The sequence below is a fragment of the Paenibacillus solisilvae genome (genome assembly GCF_042656405.1).
GTDB classification, from domain to species: domain Bacteria; phylum Bacillota; class Bacilli; order Paenibacillales; family Paenibacillaceae; genus Paenibacillus_Z; species Paenibacillus_Z solisilvae.
In genome coordinates, this window is sequence record NZ_JBHSOW010000057.1 from 15,210 (window position 1) to 37,591 (window position 22,382).

Below are 22,382 nucleotides of genomic sequence, written 5' to 3' on the forward strand. Positions count from 1 at the left end.
TTTGCGCAGTTAGCGCGGCCGGCCTCTTATTGGACCTCAATAGTGATCTTCTTTGTTACGATATCTCCGCCGGATTGCAGCGTAACTTCGATCTTCTGACCAGGCAGATAGGCCTTCAGCAGCTCATTCAGCTCAACGATCGATGTGATCGCCTTACCGGCGATGGCGTATATGAAGTCCCCCTGCTTCACATTTAATTTGCGGGCAGATTCATTCGTCACGGACGTCACCTTGAGCGGATCGGTTGTCGGCAGCCCGACAATAGCCGCCCAGCTCTCCTCGAGACCTAGTCCAAGAGAAGGGCGCATCACTCTGCCATACTTAAAGAATTGATTCACTACGTAGCGGACGGTATCGGCCGGTATAGAGAAACCAAGGCTTTCGATGCCTGAACTTACGAACTTCAGGGAGTTAATTCCAATAACCTCACCCTTCAAATTAACAAGCGGTCCACCGCTGTTGCCCGGATTAATAGCCGCATCCGTTTGGAGCAGCTTGTATGAGGATGAAATGGAACGATTCATCCCGCTCAGCACACCCGTAGTCGCCGTATTACGCAAGGAGAAGGATACAGGGGTACCAATCGCGATCACGGTCTCCCCTACTTGAAGCTGCAGCGGTACCGGGGCAAATACAGCCGCTTTCATATTCGCAGCATTAATCTTCACTAAGGCTAAATCGCTGGTTTCATCGATATTGACTCGTTTACCTTCATATTGCTTGCCTTCTGCTGTAACCACTACAATATTGGTCATATCCTTTACAACATGGGCATTGGTCAATATCCACCCGTCTGCTTTCCAAACGACACCTGTTCCATGAGCCAGTGCGTAGCGGTCTGAGCTGCTGCTGCCCGCAGGTTTACCGATGATAGCAACAACGGAAGGAGATACCTTCTTAATGACATCCGGGACTTGTGATAATGGCGTGTATGTATACGTTTTTGATTTGGCGTCATAGGCGCCTGTGCCTCCCAGCTGCTTTGTAAGCGAGCTTGCCTTCACATAGACCTCTCCGTTAATGACCTTTGCTTCGAGCGAGGTTGATCCTGCGCCGCTGCCAGCTGCTATAGCTGATCCAGCCATTATTAATGCTCCAACTGTAATGAGACAAAATACACGCAACCACTTTCTTCTCAACGCTGCTCCTCCGATCAATCTCATGGATAAATTAGAAAATTATGCTAGAATAGCTAAAATTATTCTACTATACTTTTAATCTTCTAACAATCCTCATTTTACTACTATTTACCTAATTATTAATCATCGCTCCCGGTTGTGTGATACTTTAGGGCTAATTCTGATTCCATTTTGCTTCAGTGTTCGTTAAACAAAGCCGGGCGACAAAGATAGAGTCAGCAGTTTATTTGATAGTTTGCGCTTTCAGGTTTTTGTCCATTTTATATCCGATTTTGTCATTTGACTTTGCAGATGTTAACCTTAGCTATGGCTCATGCTATAATGAGACATCTGGAATCTACTCAATGAAATGGGAGGCTTACTGAACAATATGAAACTTGGTGTATTCTCCGTACTATTTGCGCAAAAGCCGTTTGAAGAGGCACTTGATTACATTGCTTCCAAAGGACTAGATGCTGTAGAGCTTGGCACTGGCGGTTATCCAGGCAACGCTCACTGCGATCCTGACGAGCTTCTTGCTGATAAAGGCAAACTTAAAGCATTCAAACAAGCGATTGATTCACGCGGTCTGACAATCAGCGCTTTAAGCTGCCATGCAAATCCACTTCACCCGCAAAAAGCGATTTCAATCGAGCATGATTCCATTATCCGCAAAACAATTGCACTCGCTTCTGAGCTCGGCGTTTCTGTTGTTAATACATTCTCCGGATGCCCGGGCGACCATGAAGATGCTAAATATCCGAACTGGCCGGTAGCGCCTTGGCCGAATGACTTCCAAGATATTTTGAAATGGCAATGGGAAGAGAAAGTAATTCCTTATTGGTCAGAAATTGGTAAACTCGCGACTGAAAGCAATGTGAAGATCGGTCTTGAGCTTCACGGCGGTTTCTCCGTCCATAGCCCGGCTACCTTGCTTCGCCTTCGCGAAGCAGCTGGCGATGCAATCGGAGCCAACCTTGACCCAAGCCATATGTGGTGGCAGGGTATCGATCCTGTTCAAGCGATTCACATTCTTGGACGCGCTGGCGCAATCCACCATTTCCATGCCAAAGATACTTCGATCGATCCAATCAACATCAATCATCACGGTGTTACGGACATGCAGTCCTACAGCCTGATGCTGGATCGCGCTTGGCAGTTCCGTACGGTTGGTTATGGACATGATCTTAAAGTTTGGTCTGATATCATTAGCGCTCTTCGTCTGGTTGGCTACGATTATGTAGTGAGTATTGAGCACGAAGACGGATTGATGTCCGTAGACGAAGGCTTCACAAAAGCTGTTCAAAATCTTCAACAAATCCTCATTCGCGAGCCGCTTGGCGAGATGTGGTGGGTATAATCAGTCAGCTGTAACCGAAGAACCTCCGGCATCTTGTGCCGGAGGTTCTTTTTGAGGATATGTGAGTCAAACCATACGAAAAAAGCCGCCGAAATCTTGAGCGCTCAAGATTTCGGCGGCTTACGAATGGCATATTCTAAGTATCGAATATTAGCCTAAGCTAACCATACTTTGAAGATCATTACGTAGTTTGCAAACAGGAATACCGCAAGGGAAACTGTTGCAAAACCGATCGCAAAGACATTCTTCTTCGGACGGGCCATCAGCAGGCGAACCCAACCGATAAATATAACAACTGTGAATAACAACATCAGAATATCCATTGGATCAAACTTTGTTAGTGTGGCTGCAGCTGCTTCTGCAAGATACATAGAGGGACCTCCTTCATTTTCGCACATAGCCTATATTAACTAATGTTATCCTCATCACGCTCACGATGCAAGTATCTGATGTGAATCGTAACAAGTTTGTCACCAATTTGCGAATCGTATTATTATTATAAACCTTGTGTATGTATTGTATAATAAAAACTTATAGTTGTAAGTACCCCATTTCATTGTTCGTTACAGCAAAATATGATACCATTCTTGTAGCATATTCATACCTGGGTCGCACGGATTATCCGTATGATCACCGAAGCATAAATTTGAGGAGGCAATAAACTAATGGCTTATGAAGCTGTTTGGATGAAAGATCCATCCAAATTGAATAAATTTGAGTTCGTTAAAGCAGAAAAAGACGGTCTTGATGTTATTCGCACAATCATCGATAAATATTCAAACGAGGGTTATGATTCCATCCCTGAAGATGATATGAACCGCTTCAAATGGGCTGGCGTTTATGAGCAAAAACCGCGTGATGGCCATTTCATGATGCGTATCCGGATTAACACTGGTATTATTACAACTGCGCAAGCTCGCGCAATTGCTTCCATCGGCCGTGATTACGGACGTGATCTGATTGACGTCACTACCCGCCAGGCTATTCAATATCACTGGCTGCGCGTAGAGAACCTTCCTGATATTTTCAACCGTCTTGAAGCTGTTGGTCTCTATTCCTACGAAGCTTGCGGCGATTGCCCGCGTACGATCGTTGGTAACCCGCTTGCCGGTATCGACACAGACGAGCTGATGGATACACGTGCTATTGTTGAAGAAGTCAATGACTTCTTCCTGATGAACCGTGATTATTCCAATCTGCCGCGTAAATATAAAATGTCAATTTCATCCAATATTTATAACAATGCGCATGCAGAGATCAACGATCTTGCTTTCGTACCTGCAACAAAAGTTATCGACGGGGAAGAAGTAATCGGCTTTCATGCTTTCGTAGGCGGCGGCTTGTCTGCTAAACCGCATCTTGCCAAAGAGCTTGATATCTTCGTCCGCCCGGAAGAAGTACTGAAGGTTGCCAAAGGCGTTACAGAAATTTTCCGTGACTACGGTTACCGCGAGAAGCGTCACCAAGCTCGTTTGAAATTCCTTATGGCCGATTGGGGCCCAGAGAAATTCCTTGATAAATTGATCGAGATCATCGGTGCTATGCCTTCTAAAGGTGAAAGCAAAGTGGTTGGCTGGAACGCCGTTTACTACGATGGCGTATTTCCGCAAAAACAAGAAGGCTTGAATTTCATCGGTCTTAACGTTCCCGTTGGCCGTACGAATTCCGATGAATTGGAACAGCTGGCTGATGTTGCAGATAAATACGGTGACGGTACGATTCGTACAACGATGTCCCAAAACATCATACTTGCCGGCATCCCGACTGACAAAATCGAAGAAGCACTTCAAGCGCCTGTCCTGCAGCGTCTATCCCCAAGTGCGAAACCATTCATGAGCCGTACGGTATCTTGCACAGGGAATGAATTCTGTAACCTTGCTGTTGTCGAAACCAAGGAGCGTGCTCGCCGCGTTGCAGAATATTTGGATGAGCATATCGATCTGGATGAGAAAATTCGTATCCACTTCATCGGCTGTCCAAATGCTTGCGGTCAGAAGCATATCGCGGATATCGGCTTACAAGGCGCACTTGTAAAAACACCTGATGGCATGGTCGATGCATTCGATATCGCTGTAGGCGGTATTCTCGGGCCAGGAGCTATGTTCAACCAAGCGTTGAAGGGCCGTGTTAAAGGCGATGATATTGCCGGTGTATTAGCACAACTAATCACTTTCTATAAGGAAGAACGCCAAGCGGGCGAGACCTTCCACCAATTTGTTCTACGAGTGGGAGTTCCGGCATTCCAAGAGAAACTGACTGCTATCTTGGCAGTAACCGCATAGATGATGTATAACAAGACCAAGCTTGCTTGGTCTTGTTTTTTTGTATTTACGCGTACCTTAACAAAAAAACCCCCTTCGAGGATCGCCTCTCCACTTGAGTGTACGAGGCGATCCCTGAGGGGGTCTTTCCTGATTCAAATCATAATCGGCTAATCGGCAACGCCTGCAGCCACACTCTCGGCTGCCCGCTGCTGCTGAATCGTACGCTCGCGGTCACGCTCGAGTACGGGCTTCAGATAATGGCCTGTGTAAGAATCCTGTGCTTTAATTACTGCTTCCGGAGTTCCGGTAGCAACGATGGTTCCACCGCCATTACCGCCTTCTGGCCCAAGGTCTACCAGATAATCCGCTGTTTTGATAACATCCAGATTATGCTCAATGACAAGTACAGATTCACCTGAATCCACTAAGCGATGCAGGACGACCAACAGACGGTCAATGTCATCCACATGCAAGCCCGTGGTAGGCTCATCCAGAATGTACAAGGTCTTACCTGTGCTTCTGCGATAAAGCTCTGCTGCGAGCTTCACACGCTGCGCTTCGCCGCCTGAGAGCGTCGTTGCCGGTTGTCCAAGCTTCATATAGCCTAGACCCACATCAAACAGCGTTTGGAGCTTGCGGTGAATCCGCGGGATATTCTTGAAGAACTCACAGGAATCCTCTATCGTCATCTCCAACAAATCAGCGATGCTCTTGCTTTTATATTTCACTTCAAGCGTTTCACGATTGTAGCGTTTGCCCTTGCAAATTTCACAAGGTACATAGACATCCGGCAGGAAATGCATCTCAATTTTGATGATTCCGTCGCCTCGGCATGCTTCGCAGCGTCCACCCTTCACGTTAAAGCTAAATCTGCCCTTCTTGTACCCCCGGACTTTCGATTCATTCGTATTGGCATACACATCACGAATATCATCAAACAAGCCCGTGTACGTAGCAGGGTTAGAACGCGGTGTACGGCCAATCGGTGACTGGTCGATCTCGATCACCTTCTCTAGATTCTCGAGACCGCGGATTTCTTTATGCTCTCCGGGGCGGGTCTTCGCTTTGTTCAAATCGCGAGCCAAAGCCTTGTACAGAATTTCGTTTACCAGGGTTGATTTGCCCGATCCGGATACACCGGTGACTGCCGTGAAAACGCCAAGCGGTATTTTCACATGAATTCCTTTGAGATTATTCTCTTTAGCCCCTCTAATTTCAAGCCACTTCTCCGTTGTTGTCGGTCGACGCTTAAGCGGTACTGGAATGAATTTGCGCCCGCTCAGGTAAGCTCCCGTCAGCGATTGCTCGTCCTCCATAACCTCCTGCGGCGTCCCCATCGATACAACTTGACCGCCATGGATGCCCGCTCCCGGTCCAATATCAATGATGTAATCTGAGGCCAGCATCGTATCCTCATCATGCTCAACGACGATAAGAGTATTACCGAGATCACGCATATGCTCAAGCGTCTTAATCAGCTTGTCGTTGTCCCGCTGGTGAAGGCCGATGCTCGGTTCATCCAAAATATAGAGAACGCCCATCAAGCTTGAGCCGATTTGGGTAGCCAGACGGATACGCTGTGCCTCCCCGCCGGACAGTGTTCCCGCCGCGCGATTGAGAGAAAGATATTCCAGTCCAACGTTTACCAGGAACCCCAGACGGCTGTTGATTTCTTTGAGAATCAAATTTGCGATCGTACGATCCTTCTCGCTGAGTTCAAGGGTATCAAAGAACCGCTCTGCCGCACCTATAGAAAGTCCGGTAACATGCGCGATATTCTCTTTGCCGATTGTAACTGCCAAGCTTTCTTTACGCAGACGATTGCCTTTACAGCCCCCGCATGGCTTAGCGCTCATGTATTGCTCGATATGCTCACGTATGCCATCGGAGCCGGTTTCCCGGTAACGACGCTCCAGATTGTTAACAATCCCTTCGAACGGTACTAAGGCTTCCTTGGAATGGCCAAAATCGTTCTCATAACGGAACCGTACGCGTTCGCCGCCTGTTCCATACAGCAGCTTCTTCATATGTTCCGCCGTCAGCTCGCTGACCGGAATATTCTTAGGGATTTTGAAATGCTGGCAAACCGCGTCCAAGAACTGCGGATAATAGTTCGAAGTGCTGCCTGCCCATGCTTCAAACGCTCCTTCTTCAATTGATTTACTCGAATTAGGCACAAGCAGATCCGGATCGACAATCATCTTGGCTCCCAGACCATCGCAATCCGGGCAAGCGCCGTACGGACTGTTGAACGAGAACATCCGCGGCGCTAACTCATCTATGCTGAAGCCGCAAACGGGGCAAGCCAGCGAGGAGCTGAACATCAGCTCTTCCTTGTCCATCACGTCTACCAGAACTTGACCGCCGGCCAGCTTAAGTGCTGTTTCTAATGAATCGGCAAGACGTGTCTGAATATCTTCTTTCACGACGATCCGGTCCACCACAACTTCTATGCTGTGTTTCTTATTCTTCTCCAGCTCGATCTTCTCGCTTAATTCGCGCAGCTCGCCATTAACGCGCACCCGAACGAAGCCCTGCTTCTGAATATCAGCAAGCAGTTTGCTGTGTTCGCCTTTTCGGCCCGATACAATCGGAGCCAATATTTGCAGCCTTGTCTTCTCCGGATATTCCATAATCCGGTCAACCATCTGCTCTACGGTCTGGGAGGTTATCTCGATGCCATGCTCCGGGCAATGAGGCTTGCCTACACGGGCGAATAAGAGACGAAGATAATCATAAATCTCTGTTACCGTCCCGACTGTCGAACGCGGATTACGGCTTGTCGTCTTCTGATCAATCGATATGGCCGGCGAAAGACCTTCAATGGAGTCGACATCCGGCTTCTCCATCTGACCAAGAAACTGACGCGCATAGGCAGATAAGGACTCCACATAACGGCGCTGCCCTTCCGCATAAATCGTATCGAAAGCCAATGACGACTTGCCCGATCCGCTTAACCCGGTAAGCACGACAAATTTATCCCGCGGAATCGTAACGTCAATATTTTTGAGATTATGGGCTCTCGCCCCTTTGATAATAATTGAATCGATGGCCAACTTCGTATCCCTCCTATACTGCAATCAAAGGGCGCGTGTTGAATACAGCCCTCCGATTGTCAGCTCCATACCCTTATGCCAATCCCATTCGAATCTACCCGGATCTGGTGCTAACCCATCTCCGCTTTCAGCTCAAGCAAGGCGTCCCGCAGCTCTGCAGCGCGTTCGAACTGGAGGTTCTTCGCCGCATCCTTCATTTCGGCTTCTAGCCGCTGTACGAGAGAATGGCGATCCTTCTTGGACATTTTCTCAACACCGAATCCAGTGAGGTAATCGCTCTTCTGCTCCGCAACCTTCGTGGCTTCAATAACCGCATGAACCTTCTTGCGAATCGTTTGCGGTGTTATGCCGTGCTTCTCATTGTAGGCAATCTGGATCGAGCGGCGGCGTTCCGTCTCTCGAATAGCGCTTGCCATGGAATCCGTTATCTTATCCCCGTACATAATAACGCGTCCGTCTGCGTTACGGGCGGCACGCCCGATGGTCTGAATCAGTGAACGCTCCGAACGCAGGAAGCCTTCTTTGTCCGCATCAAGAATCGAAACGAGCGTGACCTCCGGTAAGTCCAAACCTTCCCTTAGCAGGTTAATTCCAACGAGGACATGGAAGGTGCCAAGCCGCAAATCCCGCAATATGGCCAGCCGCTCCAAGGTTTTGATATCCGAATGAAGATACCTTACCTTAATGCCGACTTCCTTCAAATAATCCGTCAGATCCTCCGACATCTTCTTGGTGAGCGTCGTAACCAATACGCGCTCGTCCTTGGCGATTCGATCACGAATTTCTGTGAGCAAATCATCAATTTGACCCTTCGTCGGGCGTACTTCAATAACCGGATCGAGCAGCCCCGTCGGGCGAATGATCTGCTGTACCATGTCTGGGCATTTCTCCAGCTCATAGGGGCCAGGCGTTGCCGAAACATATATAATCTGATTGTCCTTCTCTTCGAACTCTTCAAACCGAAGTGGACGGTTATCCATCGCGGACGGAAGACGGAAACCGTGGTTCACCAATACTTCCTTACGCGCCCTGTCTCCGTTGTACATGGCTCTGATTTGCGGCAGAGTCACGTGAGACTCATCGATAACGACAAGCATATCCTTCGGGAAATAATCCATCAGCGTATAAGGTGTTGCGCCGCGTTCCCTGAACGTAAGAGGGCCGGAATAGTTCTCGATGCCGGAACAAAAGCCCATCTCATGCATCATTTCCAGATCGTACCGCGTCCGCTGCTCCAAACGCTGAAGCTCCAGCAGCTTGCCTTGTTCGCGCAGCTCGGCGAGCCGTTCCTCCAGCTCCGCTTCGATATCCTTAAGCGCAAGCTTCATCGTTTCCTCATGGGTAACGAAGTGAGATGCCGGGAATATGGCGGCATGGTCGCGTTCGCCGACGATTTCCCCTGTAAGGACATCAATCTCCGTGATCCGTTCAATTTCATCTCCGAACAGCTCAACGCGAATGGCCCGCTCATTGTTGGCAATCGGGAAGATTTCAACGATATCGCCCCTTACGCGGAACGTCCCCCGCGCAAAATTGATATCATTCCGCTGATATTGAATGTCGACCAGCTTATGCAGAATCTGCTCCCGTGATTTCTCCATTCCTGTACGCAGGCTTAGCACGAGACTTCCGTACTCTTTCGGTGAACCAAGACCGTATATGCAGGAGACGCTGGCTACGATAATAACATCCCGGCGCTCGAACAGCGAGCTGGTCGCCGAGTGACGAAGCTTATCGATCTCTTCATTAATGCTCGAATCTTTCTCGATGTACGTATCTGAAGAAGGGATGTAGGCTTCAGGCTGATAGTAGTCGTAATAGCTGACAAAATAAGAGACAGCATTATTCGGAAAAAATTCCTTAAACTCACTGCAAAGCTGCGCGGCAAGTGTCTTGTTGTGCGCAATAACGAGCGTTGGGCGATTCAACTCCGCAATGGCATTCGCAATGGTATAGGTCTTCCCCGTTCCTGTTGCACCAAGCAGCGTCTGATGCCTCGCTCCTGCTCTCACGCCCTCAGCGAGCTGACGGATTGCTCCCGGCTGATCGCCCTGCGGCGAATAATCCGATTTGAGTTCAAAAAGCCTTCCCTGCTCCTTTTCCTTCTCAACCATGCCAATTTACACCCCAATCCTCTTCGTTCTATGAATAAAGGCCTATTAATTTGTATACCCAATTGTACCGATAAAATAGACAAGGATCTGTCAAAAATAGATTCTTTCGCATCAAAGACGCAAAACAGCTGCCTTCCGATTGATGCATCGACAGCATAAGAATATGTGTTCCCATTAATTATACAGATTTTGTGTGCCCGATGCAATCGTAGGTTACTGGCAGCCAGAACGATCCTCAATCGGTAAAGCGTTGTTCATATCAAGAAAATGGGGCGTGAACGGTTCAAATGGATATTACAACAATTGTCGGTATTGCTGCAGGGATTGCGGCATTGTTTTTCGGGTTTATATGGGAAGGCGGGCATGCGGAAAGTCTCGTTGAAAAAACCGCCTTGCTCATCGTATTCGGCGGCACCTTCGCTGCTACTGCTGTAAGTTTTCCATTATCTAGATTGAAGCAGATTCCAGATGAGCTTCGTCATGCTTTTCGAAACACATCAACCAATCCTTACGAGATGGTGGACCGCATTGTCGATATGGCGATGCCCGTCCTGGGCAAGCTGGCCAGCTTATTCAAAACACTCCATCATACAATCAGCATTGAAGGCCATACCGATAATCTGGCCATTCAGCCTGGCGGTGCCTTCCAGGACAACTGGGAGCTGTCGGCCGGACGAGCGCTGTCGGTTCTGCGTTATTTTGTGGATCAAGCAAAGATTGAGCCCAAGAAATTTAAAATTGCCGGTTATTGGGATACCCGCCCTGTTGTACCCAACACGATAAATGCAAACAAACAGAAGAACCGGCGTGTAGAAATTACCGTACTTCATCATTTGGATTTAAAATAATCAATGATCGACCGGCTATTAGTAATGGCTGGTTTTTTTGTATCCTTGAAAGCTGTCACCTGCCCCCAGAAATTATCAATCAGGTTTATATCCCAGCCAAGCGGGTAAGTAGGCTTAGCACAGAAACACAGCCGTTACCACTCTAACTTATGTTTTGATGGAAGGCGGACCGCGAGGTTCAGCACCTATTCTTAGGAGGTTGTTTGTATGGATGCCAACAAAAAAATCGTAGGTGTATTTGATTCCGAAGCTGAGGCGATTAGAGCTATTGAAGGCTTAAAAAGAGAAGGCTACACATCCGATGAAATATCGATTATAAGCAAGAACCGGGAGGACCTTGAAGCGGTAACGGAAGAAACCGGTACTAAGGCGCCTGAAGGCACTGCTACGGGCATGGCAACAGGAGGTGTCCTTGGCGGAATTACAGGATTGTTAGCCGGAATCGGGCTTCTTGCTATCCCTGGAATCGGACCCATTCTTGCGGCCGGCCCGATCGTAGCCACCCTGACCGGCGCCGTTGCAGGAGCAGGCGCAGGCGGATTGGTCGGCGGTTTAATTGGATTGGGGATTCCAGAGGATGAAGCCCATGCATATAACGATTACGTGAATGACGGACGAATATTGGTTCTGGTTGATTCCCGCGCAGAACGTGATCATTCCGTATACGATACGTTCCGCACGAACAACTCTTTGAACGCCGCCTCTTATGACCCAATGTATGGAGCAGGAACGACGAACAGAAACAGGTAAGATGACATGCGGGTTGTCACAAAGCTTAGAATCGCATCTCAGAGAACCAAGTTAATACCTGCTGCTGATCCTAGCACAAAAAGGCCGAATCCCGCTTAGAGCATTTCGGCCTTTTTGTTTATTTATTTAGTGCTCTAGAAGATGGCTCTCTGCGTCTTGCCGTGCGTCTTCGCCAAATGATATCAAACAAGGACACAGGACTTGAGGCAGCATAATAGTCCGCCTTATCATCCGGTGCGAGGATGACCCCAAGCTGATGATGCTCACCTGCATACCGCGCCCGCTGAACAAATTTGATTTGTCCCTCATGATTCAGCACCTCAAGCTTACAGAAGGCAGGATTAAGATGCAGCGCATCATAGAGCCCTTCCTTCGAATGAATTCGTCTCCCATTAACCTTATGGAGCACCTCGCCTGACAGAATACCCATGGATTCGGCCGGTGTTCCCGGTATTACCGCCAATACCCGCAACCCCCGTTCATCATGAACAAAATACGGGCTGGTCGTTGTTTCTTTAAACAGACTTACTAGAAGAATCGCTTCATGCAGCAGCAGAGAACAGATCGCAGCTGCAAGCGTCAGCGGTGACCAATACGCAGCACCGACAGCAACTGCGCCGAGACAAAGACCGTAGATAAGCAGCGCTTGCGAAGCGCTTCTCGCTTTAGCCTGCGGCAGCATGGTCCGGGTCATCTCCGTGAACCCGATCATCATCGGAAAACCAATCATCGTGAACCCGCTGCTCCACAAGGAGCTGTCTCCAAACCACGTCGACCAAGGCAGGATTAAATCTGACCCGTGACCGGCAGCTGTCGGCACCAGCATAAGCATTGGCACCGGCCAATACCCCTGAAGCATAAACCCGCCAACGAGCTTCCCCCGCTTCCCTTCCAGGAACAAGGGACTTGAGAATCTTGCCCCCTGCCAGCGAACAAGCAGAGCTTCAGCCAGATGCATAATCGCAACAAGTACGAGCAGCCCCGCGATATCCAGCTTGCTTAAGGATGCTGCCAATTGTCCCAGCCAGCCGCTTCGCTCCGGGAGCGAGGTAAAACCGAGCACCCACTGAAGAACCCCAAGTAAACCGACACTGTAAGCAAAACATAGATAACGAACCCGGATAACGGCAAGAACAGCAGCTGTCCCCCACATCCATAAGACCGCCTCTGCGGTCACCGAAACGCCGAGGAATAATCCGGCGCAGGTCATAATTACACCAACGACTAAACCGGCGATCATCATCCTGCCAAGCGTTCTTGGCCAAGCATGAAGCTTAACATGAAACAGCTTGCGCTCTAAACGGGTCTGCCTCATGTACTGAAGCATGATAAGCAGCACTGCAACGTAATAAAAAGGTGATATTAACAACCCCAGAGCAGCTGAGCCTGCTTGCCGGAGCAATTCTAACGCTATGTCCAAACGCTTCCACTCCCTCTTGGCTGAGAAGTAGTAAGAAGAAACGACCATCCTATGTACGCAAACCGGTTCACGCGAAATCCTGCACCCGTCCGGCGTCATCCTTATGAGGCCATGCATGTTTCTTCACTGTTAACAAAAAAAGAAGGCCGTACCGCGATAACTTCCGCAGGTCCAACCTTCTATCTATTCGACATCTACCCGCCATTATCCTGCCAGCTTTATGATGCCGCGCTGAGCTTCTGCTGAAGAACGTGTACGGCTTTGTTCAGCTGCGTATCATTTTTGTCTTCTTTAATTTGCTGTCCAAGCTGATCTTCGATCTTCTGCGCTGTATTCTTGTCCGTTTTACCGGTAATCGGAAGTCCGGCAGCCTTCTGGAATGCCTTGACCTGCGCTTCCGTATCTGCGCTGTAATAACCGTCTTTACGGTCGACTTTGTAGCCTAAGCCGCCAAGCATAATTTGCAGACTCTTCGTATCTTCGTCGATGGAATCACGGACGAGTGTCTTCGTCTTGGACATTCGCACTACCGTGTAGTAGTCCGGCAGCAGCACCTGCACATCCGGTTTAAGCCCTTTCTCATGGACCCAGTTGCCAAGCGGCGTCAGCCATTTGGCAATTGTCATTTTGATCAGACTGCCATCTGCCATTGCTTTTTCATAGCTGACCTGAACAGTCCCTTTGCCAAAAGAGGTCTCGCCCACCAGAACAGCATGAGCCTCTTCTTGAAGCGCACCAGCCAGCACTTCGGATGCACTGGCGCTGCCTTTGTTCATTAGGACAGCAATGGGATATTTCTTGCCTCCGCCGGCAGACAACGTTTTCTCGCGGTGACCGCTCTTATCTTCCACTTGAACGATCGGCTGCCCCTTCGGCACGAAAGGCTGCGCCACGGAAACGACGACAGGCAGAACGCCGCCCGGATTACCCCGAACGTCGATGATCAGCCCTTTCATCCCCTGCTTCTCAAGGCTCGCTAATTCTTCTGTGAACCGCTCCCCTGTATTCATGGAGAATTGACGGATTTCGATAATCCCGACACCATCACTCCGCAAATGAGCAAATACCGTCTCGTAATCAATATCATCGCGAACGATCGTCAGATGCACCGGCTGAGAAACGCCTTCACGCTGGATCGTAAGTTTAACCTTGGAGCCTTTAGGACCACGGATTTTGGCCACAGCATCTGTCAGAGAAGTACCGTCAAGCTTCTCTCCATTCACGGTGAGCAGCACATCATTGGGAAGAATGCCTGCACGTTCTGCAGGTGAGCCCTTGATCGCGGATTCGATCGTGATCTTGCCGTCCTTGAGCGCCACACCTGCGCCTATACCCGTAAATGAGCCCTCAATGGATTCCGAGAAATGCTGAGCGACCTGCTTCTCCATATAGACGGAATAGGGATCACCCAGTGCCCCCATCATCCCCGTAACCGCCCCGTCTATAACTTTTGCACGATCCACCTCGCGAAAATATTTGGTTTCAATTAGCGCCATGACTGTATTCAGCTTGCTGAGCTCCTTCTCGCTAAGCCCTTCCTGCCCAGCCGACTCTGAGGCTGCCACATCAGCCGGAGAACCGCTGCTGCCAAGAGCGATCCAGCGGTCAGCCAACGTCAGTGTCACAAGTACGGATGCTGCCATCGTAAGTAATACAAAAGCCGCCACCGTACGCCCTTTGAACTGCACGTAAACACCACCTTAAGTTTGACTCTAAGCGCATGCTTGGATGAAACGACCTCGGAAGCAGCGCTTAGTTTTACACTCTAAGCGAAGGCTTGGAGTCATACAACCCGGAAGCTTTCGCTTAGCTTTACACTCTAAGCAAAAGCTTGGAGTCATACAACCCTGGAAGCTTTCGCTTAGCTTTGCACTCGAAGCGAATGCTCCGAGTAATTACTATCCCGAAGCATTCGCTTCATGTTCACCCCAAGTCACAACTCTCCTAGTATATGACAAGCCGCACCCAATTATTTGCATCTTGGGTGCGGCATCATGATCGCGGATGAAAGATCATCCGCTGTTATTTAAGATAAGGAGCAGGATTCACTGCTTTTTCATTCAATCGAACCTCGAAATGCAAATGGTTCCCTGTCGAATCCCCTGTACTTCCAACTTCCGCAATCTTCTGGCCGCGTTTAACCTTCTGGCCCTTCTCGACCTGAATTCCACCGTTGCGGATATGTCCATAAACGGTCCATAACCCGCCCCCATGATCAATTATAACGCAGTTCCCGTAGCCGTTCCACCACTGCGCCACGATTACAACTCCGGACTCCGCCGCATAGATCGACGTGCCCTTCGGCACAGCCATATCCATACCTGCATGAAGCTTCTTCCTGCCCGTTATCGGATGAATCCGATAACCGAACGGCGAGGATAGACGATAAGACGCTTGAAGAGGCATTCCAAGCTTACCGCCCGTATAGTATATCTTCACACTGTTTTTCTTCTTCTTCTCCAGGTCCGATACTTTCTTGGCCAGCTTCATCAGCAGATCTTCCTGCTCTTCACTGATTTCCTCAAGCTCCTCGGCTTTATCTTTATACTGAAGGATCATGACTTCCTTCTGATTCTCTTTGTCCTTGAGAAGTGAATTATAATCATCGAGCTTGGCGTACATTTGTTTCACATCTGCAAGAGACTTCTCAATTTCCTGCTTCTTCTGGGCGACCATGGCCTTGTCTTTCTTGTGAGCCTCCAGAATATCTTGATCTTGTCCAAGAATCGATTGCAGTGAATCCGCGCGATCCAGGAAATCACTGAAGCTTGTCGAGCTCATCAAGACATCCAAATAAGAAACAAATCCGTTCGTATACAAAAGCCGGACACGCGATTGCAGCAGCTTATCACGCGTAACAAGCCTCTCTTCCGCAGCCTGCAAATCCGCTCCTGCTTGCTGGAGGCTGGCTTCGGTATCATCAATTTGTCCCTGCACGTTACTTAAGTGGGTTCCCACCTCGTTGAGTTGGGCAACAATTTCAGAGACGGACTGGGCTGTCTTCTCTTTCATTGCAAGCGCGTACTGCTTGTCTTTATCCGCTTGGTTACGGTTATGGGAAGCCGCTTGCATTTCTTTGCGGACTTTCTCAAGTTCGCTGTTAATTTTATCAACCTGTGAAGAGGCTTCACCTGTGAACGGCTGGAAAATATACCCGGCAAAAATAATAATGACTAAGACGGCAAGTCCTTTTTTCACGTTTACCCTCACCTACACCTTTAGATATTTGCGAACCGATAAGGTACTGCCCCAGATTCCAATGATCGTACCGAGGCTAAGCAGCAGCACGGAAATAAGGAAGCCAACTTCCTTCAGAGTTATGAGCTTAATCATCATTAATCCGAGCTGGAACTGAGAAACTTCAACAAGCTGAGAATATCCGAACAGCAGCAGCGCAATGGTGATGATCGAGCCAATCATGCCGATCAGCGCACCTTCAATAAAGAACGGCCAGCGAATAAAATTGTTGGTGGCCCCAACGAGCTTCATAATTCCGATTTCACGCCGGCGCGCGATAATCGTAATCTTAATCGTGTTCGAGATAAGGAACATCGCCGTTATTCCAAGTCCTGCAACGATAACCAGCCCGATATTGCGGACAGCGTTCGTTATTTTGAATAACGATTCGACGGTGCCTTTCCCATACTTCACACTCTTAATCGGCGTGCTTGTGTCTGCCTTATTAATGGCGTCGATCTTCTTGGCTGCAAAAGCGATATTCTGCGGTTCAAACACCTCCACCGTGAAGGAATCCGGCAGCGGATTATTCGTATCGCTATAGCCTTCAAGCAGGTCTTCGCCGTCCGTGCCGATGTTCTTGCGGAGAAGCTCTAATCCTTCTGATTTGGATACAAAGGTAACTTTGCTTACTTCCGGAATATTGCCGATTTCGTTCTTGAGCGAGTCAATCTTGGCCTGAGTGGTATTCAATTGAAGAAAGACTCGAATCTGCACTTCATTCTCGATTTGGTCCGCCAGATTGTTAACGTTCAGCGCCAGAAGCAGGAAGACGCCTAATATAAAGAGGGAGATGACGATCGAGCTTATCGATGCAAATGTCATCCAGCCATTGCGGACAATATTCAGGATGCCTTCGCGCAGATGCCTGAGAAGGGTGCTAACTTTCATAGCCGTACTCCCCTCTAGCCTCGTCACGGACGATAAGGCCGCTCTCTATCGCAATAACGCGCTTGCGCAAGGTGTTGACGATTTCTCTGTTATGCGTAGCCATTACGATTGTTGTTCCGCGAAAATTAATTTCTTCAAGCAGATTCATAATTCCCCACGAGGTTTCCGGGTCCAGGTTGCCCGTAGGCTCATCCGCGACGATAACTGCCGGATTGTTGACGATTGCACGGGCAATGGCGATCCGCTGCTGCTCACCGCCGGAGAGCTGCTGGGGCAGACTGTTTTGTTTGTTTTTGAGCCCGACCAGCTCCAGCACCTCCATCGTCCGCTTCTTAATAATGCGGCGCGGTGCTTCAATCACTTCCATGGCAAAAGCGATGTTCTCATATGCCGTAAGCTTCGGAAGCAGACGGTAATCTTGGAAAATAACGCCGATATTACGACGGACAAACGGGATCTTACGAGGCCTTAATTTGCCAATGTTAAAACCGTTAACAGAGATTTGGCCTTTAGTCGGGACATCCTCCCGGTAGATCAGCTTCATGAAAGTTGATTTCCCGGCACCGGAGGGTCCAACTAAATAAACAAACTCATTGCGGTCTATAAGAACAGAAACGCCGCGCAGGGCATGCGTTCCATCTGCGTATGTCTTCCAGACGTCTTGCAGTTCAATCACATTATCACATCCTGTAGGTAGTCAGCTTTTAAGTATTCGACATAAACTCAGCGAATCCTCTACAAAAGTCCCACATTCTGCAATTTTCATATTTCTAATGATGCACTTTTTTCGACAATCGTTCGTATTTTGCCATGTCGGCTAAAGGCATTTTGTATTCCGTTTTTATCCAAATGTGATCCGATCGGACAAATACTCTTCTGCACTTGGAGGCAGAAAATAATATCCACTCGCATATACATGTAACAACATGCGCGGCGAGGTGATAGCGATTATGAAAAAATTGCATCTAATCTTAATCATTGTGGTTTCCCTTCTCCTCCTAAGCTCAGTCATTTGGGGGTTTTTCTGGATCTATGCGGCGCGGAATTCGATCCCCGAGGGCGTTCAATTGACAATCCAAAGCGGCAGCCCCATTAATCAAGCTTCAGAACCGGTCAATAAGCATGAAATGCTGTTGAAAAGCGGCGCATCGTTTGCTTTTGGTGGACTTGCTGTCCAGACCGCACTGCAAGAGCTCTCGCAGCGGCAAGAAAGGCTGGAGCATGTGCCGCTTACCGTACAAGCCAATCAAACGGGGGGACAGAAGAAAACCTGGACCTTAGCGGAGCTTGGCCTGCATGTCGATACGAAGGAAGCGGCGGCGGCCATTCTGAAGCTTCAGCAAGGCGGGGTATGGGAGAAAGCCAAATACCGTCTGCAGTTTCCAAAGACGCTTCATATCGAAGTGCGCTGGAACAAGCAGACCTTTCTCAAAGCAATAACGGGGCAGTGGGGATATCTGAATGCGAATGAGCCGATTAACGCCACGCGTACGATCACAAAAGACGATAAAATCATTTATACACCGCATACGGATGTTTACCGGTTGGATACAGAGAGTCTCTTCACAAAATCAGTTCAGGCTGTGGAAGCCATTATCGCCAAGGATTGGGCCCCAGCGCCTCAGGGGGATGCCGGAGCAGCAAACAAGAAGCTCTCCGTCACATTGCCTCTGGCGGTTAAGCTTATCCATCCCGAATTCACACTCGAGCGGCTCAAAGCACAGGGGATTGAACGGAAGATCACCTCCTTCACCACTGACTTCTCGACAAGCGGGGCTGGACGAGCCTACAATGTGAGCATGACGGCGAAGACTTTGAATGGCTGGGAGCTTGCTCCTGGAGAGGTGTTTGATTACAGCAAAGTGATCACGCTTACGAGCAAGCAGTATGGTTATCGGCAGGCGCCGGTTATCCTCAATGGTGAGCTGGTGCCCGGCATCGGAGGCGGAATCTGCCAAGTATCGAGCACGCTGTATAATGCGGCGCTCTTAGCCGGACTGCATATGGTCGAACGGCGCAACCATTCTCTTCCCGTTTCCTATTTGCCCAAAGGGCAGGATGCGACGTTCGCTGAGGGCGCGATTAACTTTCGCTTCAAGAATACGACCGGCAAATCTATCATAATCCAGACTGAGGTTAGCGGCCGAAAACTGACAGTGAAGCTGTTCGGCACGATGCCTGCAAACGTGAGCTACTCCATTAAATCGAAGACGATCGCAACTATAGAACCACCTGTAAAAGAAATCCCGACCTCCATGGTCCAGCCTGGCGAAAGACTGCTTCTGTCCCTAGGCAGATCCGGCTATATCGTAGAAACCTACCGTACACTGATGAAGAATGGGAAAGAAATATCAAGCGAGCGAATTTCACGGGATACTTACAAGGCACAGCCGACGGTATACGGCATTTCACCTGGATCAGGAGCACCCAAAGGCGGAATCCCGAAGGGGGAAAAACTGTTGGAGGACGGGGTGGCGGAGTAATGTGCGCTGCAGATGGCTTTCACCTGACTATAACAAACAAAAAGGCTGTTCCGGCTTTCAACGATTGCGTTGAGCTGGAACAGCCTTTAATCTATTGCCTCGCAGACACTTGCATCTTACCGGCTGCGTTCGATATATTCCTTCGTCCAAGCCGCTGTTTTCTCAAGCTCCGCCTCTGCACGGCCAATAGCATCCGAGACTTGAGCGGTTGCTGTACCGCCGTAAACATTACGCGCGTTTACAACGTTCTCCGGCTGCAGAACGCTGTAGATTCTGTCATCAAACAGCTTCGAGAATTGCTTGAACTCGTCCAGGGTAAGATCGAGCAGGTACTTGCCCTGCTGAATGCAGTAGAGCACGGTCTTGCCAATGACCTCGTGCGCTTGGCGGAACGGCAGGCCTTTGCCAACAAGGAAATCCGCAATGTCAGTCGCATTGGAGAAGTCTTGATTAACGGCTTGGCGCATCCGGTCTTTGTTGACCTTCATCGTCGCGATCATTGGCGCGAACAGCTGAAGCGCCCCTTGAAGCGTACGAACCGTATCAAACATGCCTTCTTTGTCTTCCTGCATATCTTTGTTATAAGCGAGCGGCAGTGATTTGAGCACCGTTAGAAGTCCGATCAGATTGCCATAAACCCGTCCGGTCTTACCGCGTACAAGCTCAGGCACATCCGGGTTCTTCTTCTGCGGCATTATGCTGCTGCCCGTACAGAACGCATCATCCAGCTCCACGAAGTGGAACTCTGTGCTGGACCACATAATCAGCTCTTCACTGATCCGTGACAAGTGCATCATGATAATCGACGCATGGGAGAGAAATTCGAGAATAAAATCACGGTCGCTGACTGCATCCAGACTGTTCTCGTAGACACGGTCGAATTTGAGCTGGCTCGCCACATAATGGCGGTCGATCGGGAACGTCGTTCCCGCGAGCGCCCCTGCTCCCAGCGGCAGCATATTAATCCGCTTGTAGCTGTCCTGCAGGCGCTCAATGTCTCGCCCGAACATCGATACATAGGCCATCATATGATGGGCGAAAAGAATCGGCTGTGCCCGCTGCAGATGCGTATAACCCGGCAAAATCGTATCAAGATTCGCTTTGGCCTGCTCCACCAGCGCAGCTTGCAGCTTGTGCAGCAGATCGACAAACTCAACGACGCGTTTGCGCAGCCATAAATGCATGTCTGTTGCTACCTGGTCGTTACGGCTGCGCCCGGTATGGAGCTTGCCGCCGACCGGACCTACGTCGTCGATCAGCGTTTTTTCGATATTCATATGAATATCTTCATCGGAAATAGAAAACTCGATATCATTGCGGTGAATCCGCTGCAATACGCGGTGAAGACCATCTTTGATTTTCTCCACGTCGTCCAGCGGCAGTATGCCCTGCTTGCCCAGCATCATGACATGTGCGATGCTGCCTTGGATGTCTTCCTCTGCCAGTTCTTTATCGAACAGAATGGACGCTGTATATTCCTCAACCAATTGATCGGTTTTCTTCGTAAACCGGCCGCCCCACAATTTGCTCACTTCTGGTACACTCCTTTATTTCGCTGCTTGCACGAATCCTATTGCTTCTTGCTTTGCTCCACGCCGGAGGATACTTTAAGGCGCAATGCGTTAAGATGAATGAAACCTGTTGCATCCCCTTGATCATACGCTTTGGAAGGATCAGCTTCCATCGTTGCGATATCCGGGTTATAGAGGCTGACAGGGCTCTTCACGCCGGCCCCGATTACATTGCCTTTGTACAGCTTCAAACGAACAACGCCGCTGACGTTCTTTTGGCTTTCGGACACGAGTGCTTGCAGAGCAAGACGCTCAGGCGCGAACCAGAAGCCGTTATAAACAAGCGTTGCGTATTTGGAAATAAGGGAATCACGAAGATGCATCACATCGCGGTCCATCGTGAGGGATTCCATCTTGCGATGCGCAGTAAACAGAATCGTACCGCCTGGAGTCTCATAGACGCCGCGGCTCTTCATCCCCACAAACCGGTTCTCAACCATATCGACACGGCCGATACCATGCTTGCCGCCGAGCTCATTGAGCTTCTCCATAACCGCAAGCGGGCTAAGCTTCTGGCCGTTCACGGCAATACAGTTACCCGCTTCGAACGTAAGCTCCACATATTCCGACTGATCCGGTGCATCTTCAGGTGCCACGCTGAGTACGAACATGCCTTTGTTCTCATCCGAGCTCGGATCGAACCATGGATCTTCCAGCACGCCGCTCTCGAAGCTGATATGCAGCAGGTTGCGGTCCATCGAGTACGGCTTAGACGCCGATGCCTGTACCGGAATATTATGTTTCTCCGCATAAGCGATCATCTCCGCGCGGCCCGGGAACTGATCGCGGAATTCTTCGCTGCGCCATGGCGCGATGACTTTGATGTCCGGGGCAAGCGCCGCTGCTGTAAGCTCGAAGCGCACTTGGTCATTCCCTTTACCTGTAGCGCCGTGGGCAATTGCCGTTGCGCCCTCTGCACGGGCGATATCGACCATGCGCTTCGCGATTAGCGGACGCGCAATGGAGGTGCCGAGCAGGTATTGGCCTTCATACAAAGCGCCGGATTGGAACATCGGGTAAATAAAATCCTGTGCAAACTCATCGCGAAGGTCGTCGATGTACACTTTGGATGCGCCGGTTGCAAGCGCTTTTGCCTCCAGGCCGTCCAGCTCGTCCTTCTGTCCGATATCCGCCGTAAATGCGATGATTTCTGCATCATAGGTTTCTTTCAACCATTTCAAAATAACAGACGTATCCAGACCGCCTGAGTATGCGAGTACGATTTTTTCCTTAGCCATCTTGTCTCTTAACGCTCCTTATATAGATAAAT

General features: G+C 49.4%; 16 protein-coding genes. 5 read left to right on the forward strand and 11 right to left on the reverse strand.

Annotated features, from left to right (window positions below):
* Nucleotides 1-26: 26 nt before the first annotated feature.
* The gene (locus ACFPYJ_RS15455; protein ID WP_379189052.1) at nucleotides 27-1,139 is read right to left on the reverse strand and encodes a S1C family serine protease; all 1,113 of its coding nucleotides are present in this window, start codon (nucleotides 1,137-1,139) and stop codon (nucleotides 27-29) included.
* Between the two features lie 370 nt (nucleotides 1,140-1,509).
* Here ACFPYJ_RS15455 and ACFPYJ_RS15460 point away from each other — a divergent pair, with 370 nt between their 5' ends.
* Nucleotides 1,510-2,478 carry a sugar phosphate isomerase/epimerase family protein gene (locus ACFPYJ_RS15460; RefSeq protein ID WP_379189053.1) on the forward strand — a complete coding sequence of 323 codons (969 nt, stop codon included), beginning with the start codon at nucleotides 1,510-1,512 and terminating at the stop codon, nucleotides 2,476-2,478.
* A 155-nt stretch (nucleotides 2,479-2,633) separates the two neighbouring features.
* Here ACFPYJ_RS15460 and ACFPYJ_RS15465 read toward each other — a convergent pair whose 3' ends face one another.
* Nucleotides 2,634-2,849, reverse strand: coding sequence for a hypothetical protein (locus ACFPYJ_RS15465; protein WP_379189054.1), 216 nt, complete (start codon nucleotides 2,847-2,849; stop codon nucleotides 2,634-2,636).
* 294 nt (nucleotides 2,850-3,143) lie between these two features.
* Between ACFPYJ_RS15465 and ACFPYJ_RS15470 the strand changes: the two genes are divergently transcribed.
* Nucleotides 3,144-4,760: a nitrite/sulfite reductase gene (locus ACFPYJ_RS15470; RefSeq protein WP_379189055.1), complete on the forward strand. Its 1,617-nt coding sequence runs from the start codon at nucleotides 3,144-3,146 to the stop codon at nucleotides 4,758-4,760.
* A 149-nt stretch (nucleotides 4,761-4,909) separates the two neighbouring features.
* Here ACFPYJ_RS15470 and uvrA read toward each other — a convergent pair whose 3' ends face one another.
* Nucleotides 4,910-7,798 (reverse strand): excinuclease ABC subunit UvrA, encoded by a 2,889-nt coding sequence (gene uvrA, locus ACFPYJ_RS15475; protein ID WP_379189056.1) that lies wholly within the window; start codon nucleotides 7,796-7,798, stop codon nucleotides 4,910-4,912.
* Between the two features lie 110 nt (nucleotides 7,799-7,908).
* On the reverse strand, nucleotides 7,909-9,912 hold the full coding sequence (gene uvrB, locus ACFPYJ_RS15480) for an excinuclease ABC subunit UvrB (protein WP_379189057.1): 2,004 nt from the start codon (nucleotides 9,910-9,912) through the stop codon (nucleotides 7,909-7,911).
* A 287-nt stretch (nucleotides 9,913-10,199) separates the two neighbouring features.
* On the opposite strand from uvrB, the gene ACFPYJ_RS15485 reads away from it, so the two are divergent.
* Together ACFPYJ_RS15485 and ACFPYJ_RS15490 are read left to right on the forward strand one after the other, a co-directional pair.
* Complete coding sequence (locus ACFPYJ_RS15485) at nucleotides 10,200-10,760, forward strand: OmpA family protein (RefSeq protein WP_379189058.1); 561 nt, start codon at nucleotides 10,200-10,202, stop codon at nucleotides 10,758-10,760.
* 207 nt (nucleotides 10,761-10,967) lie between these two features.
* The gene (locus tag ACFPYJ_RS15490; protein ID WP_379189059.1) at nucleotides 10,968-11,510 is read left to right on the forward strand and encodes a YflT domain-containing protein; all 543 of its coding nucleotides are present in this window, start codon (nucleotides 10,968-10,970) and stop codon (nucleotides 11,508-11,510) included.
* 118 nt (nucleotides 11,511-11,628) lie between these two features.
* On the opposite strand, the gene ACFPYJ_RS15495 is transcribed toward ACFPYJ_RS15490, so the two are convergent.
* The 5 genes from ACFPYJ_RS15495 to ftsE form a co-directional block, all read right to left on the reverse strand.
* Nucleotides 11,629-12,930 (reverse strand): serine protease, encoded by a 1,302-nt coding sequence (locus ACFPYJ_RS15495; protein ID WP_379189060.1) that lies wholly within the window; start codon nucleotides 12,928-12,930, stop codon nucleotides 11,629-11,631.
* Nucleotides 12,931-13,148: 218 nt separating this feature from the next.
* The gene (locus ACFPYJ_RS15500; protein ID WP_379189061.1) at nucleotides 13,149-14,618 is read right to left on the reverse strand and encodes a S41 family peptidase; all 1,470 of its coding nucleotides are present in this window, start codon (nucleotides 14,616-14,618) and stop codon (nucleotides 13,149-13,151) included.
* A gap of 334 nt (nucleotides 14,619-14,952) precedes the next feature.
* The gene (locus ACFPYJ_RS15505; RefSeq protein ID WP_379189063.1) at nucleotides 14,953-16,128 is read right to left on the reverse strand and encodes a murein hydrolase activator EnvC family protein; all 1,176 of its coding nucleotides are present in this window, start codon (nucleotides 16,126-16,128) and stop codon (nucleotides 14,953-14,955) included.
* A 12-nt stretch (nucleotides 16,129-16,140) separates the two neighbouring features.
* Nucleotides 16,141-17,058: a permease-like cell division protein FtsX gene (gene ftsX, locus ACFPYJ_RS15510; protein ID WP_379189064.1), complete on the reverse strand. Its 918-nt coding sequence runs from the start codon at nucleotides 17,056-17,058 to the stop codon at nucleotides 16,141-16,143.
* Nucleotides 17,048-17,734: a cell division ATP-binding protein FtsE gene (gene ftsE, locus ACFPYJ_RS15515; protein WP_379189065.1), complete on the reverse strand. Its 687-nt coding sequence runs from the start codon at nucleotides 17,732-17,734 to the stop codon at nucleotides 17,048-17,050. The genes ftsX and ftsE overlap by 11 nt, the downstream gene beginning before the upstream one ends.
* 274 nt (nucleotides 17,735-18,008) lie before the next feature.
* On the opposite strand from ftsE, the gene ACFPYJ_RS15520 reads away from it, so the two are divergent.
* Nucleotides 18,009-19,541, forward strand: coding sequence for a VanW family protein (locus tag ACFPYJ_RS15520; RefSeq protein ID WP_379189066.1), 1,533 nt, complete (start codon nucleotides 18,009-18,011; stop codon nucleotides 19,539-19,541).
* Nucleotides 19,542-19,657: 116 nt separating this feature from the next.
* Here the strand turns inward: ACFPYJ_RS15520 and argH are convergent, their stop codons facing one another.
* Together argH and ACFPYJ_RS15530 are read right to left on the reverse strand one after the other, a co-directional pair.
* Nucleotides 19,658-21,073, reverse strand: a complete 1,416-nt coding sequence (gene argH / locus ACFPYJ_RS15525; RefSeq protein ID WP_379189067.1) for an argininosuccinate lyase — start codon at nucleotides 21,071-21,073, stop codon at nucleotides 19,658-19,660.
* 38 nt (nucleotides 21,074-21,111) lie between these two features.
* Nucleotides 21,112-22,350 (reverse strand): argininosuccinate synthase, encoded by a 1,239-nt coding sequence (locus ACFPYJ_RS15530; RefSeq protein WP_379189068.1) that lies wholly within the window; start codon nucleotides 22,348-22,350, stop codon nucleotides 21,112-21,114.
* Nucleotides 22,351-22,382 lie beyond the last annotated feature (32 nt).

Coding starts and splice junctions, on each gene's coding strand:
- ACFPYJ_RS15460 (WP_379189053.1), top strand. CDS start 1,510: ATGAAACTTGGTGTATTCTCCGTACTATTTGCGCAAAAGCCGTTTGAA.
- ACFPYJ_RS15465 (WP_379189054.1), bottom strand. CDS start 2,849: ATGTATCTTGCAGAAGCAGCTGCAGCCACACTAACAAAGTTTGATCCA.
- ACFPYJ_RS15470 (WP_379189055.1), top strand. CDS start 3,144: ATGGCTTATGAAGCTGTTTGGATGAAAGATCCATCCAAATTGAATAAA.
- uvrB (WP_379189057.1), bottom strand. CDS start 9,912: ATGGTTGAGAAGGAAAAGGAGCAGGGAAGGCTTTTTGAACTCAAATCG.
- ACFPYJ_RS15485 (WP_379189058.1), top strand. CDS start 10,200: ATGGATATTACAACAATTGTCGGTATTGCTGCAGGGATTGCGGCATTG.
- ACFPYJ_RS15490 (WP_379189059.1), top strand. CDS start 10,968: ATGGATGCCAACAAAAAAATCGTAGGTGTATTTGATTCCGAAGCTGAG.
- ftsX (WP_379189064.1), bottom strand. CDS start 17,058: ATGAAAGTTAGCACCCTTCTCAGGCATCTGCGCGAAGGCATCCTGAAT.
- ACFPYJ_RS15520 (WP_379189066.1), top strand. CDS start 18,009: ATGAAAAAATTGCATCTAATCTTAATCATTGTGGTTTCCCTTCTCCTC.
- ACFPYJ_RS15530 (WP_379189068.1), bottom strand. CDS start 22,350: ATGGCTAAGGAAAAAATCGTACTCGCATACTCAGGCGGTCTGGATACG.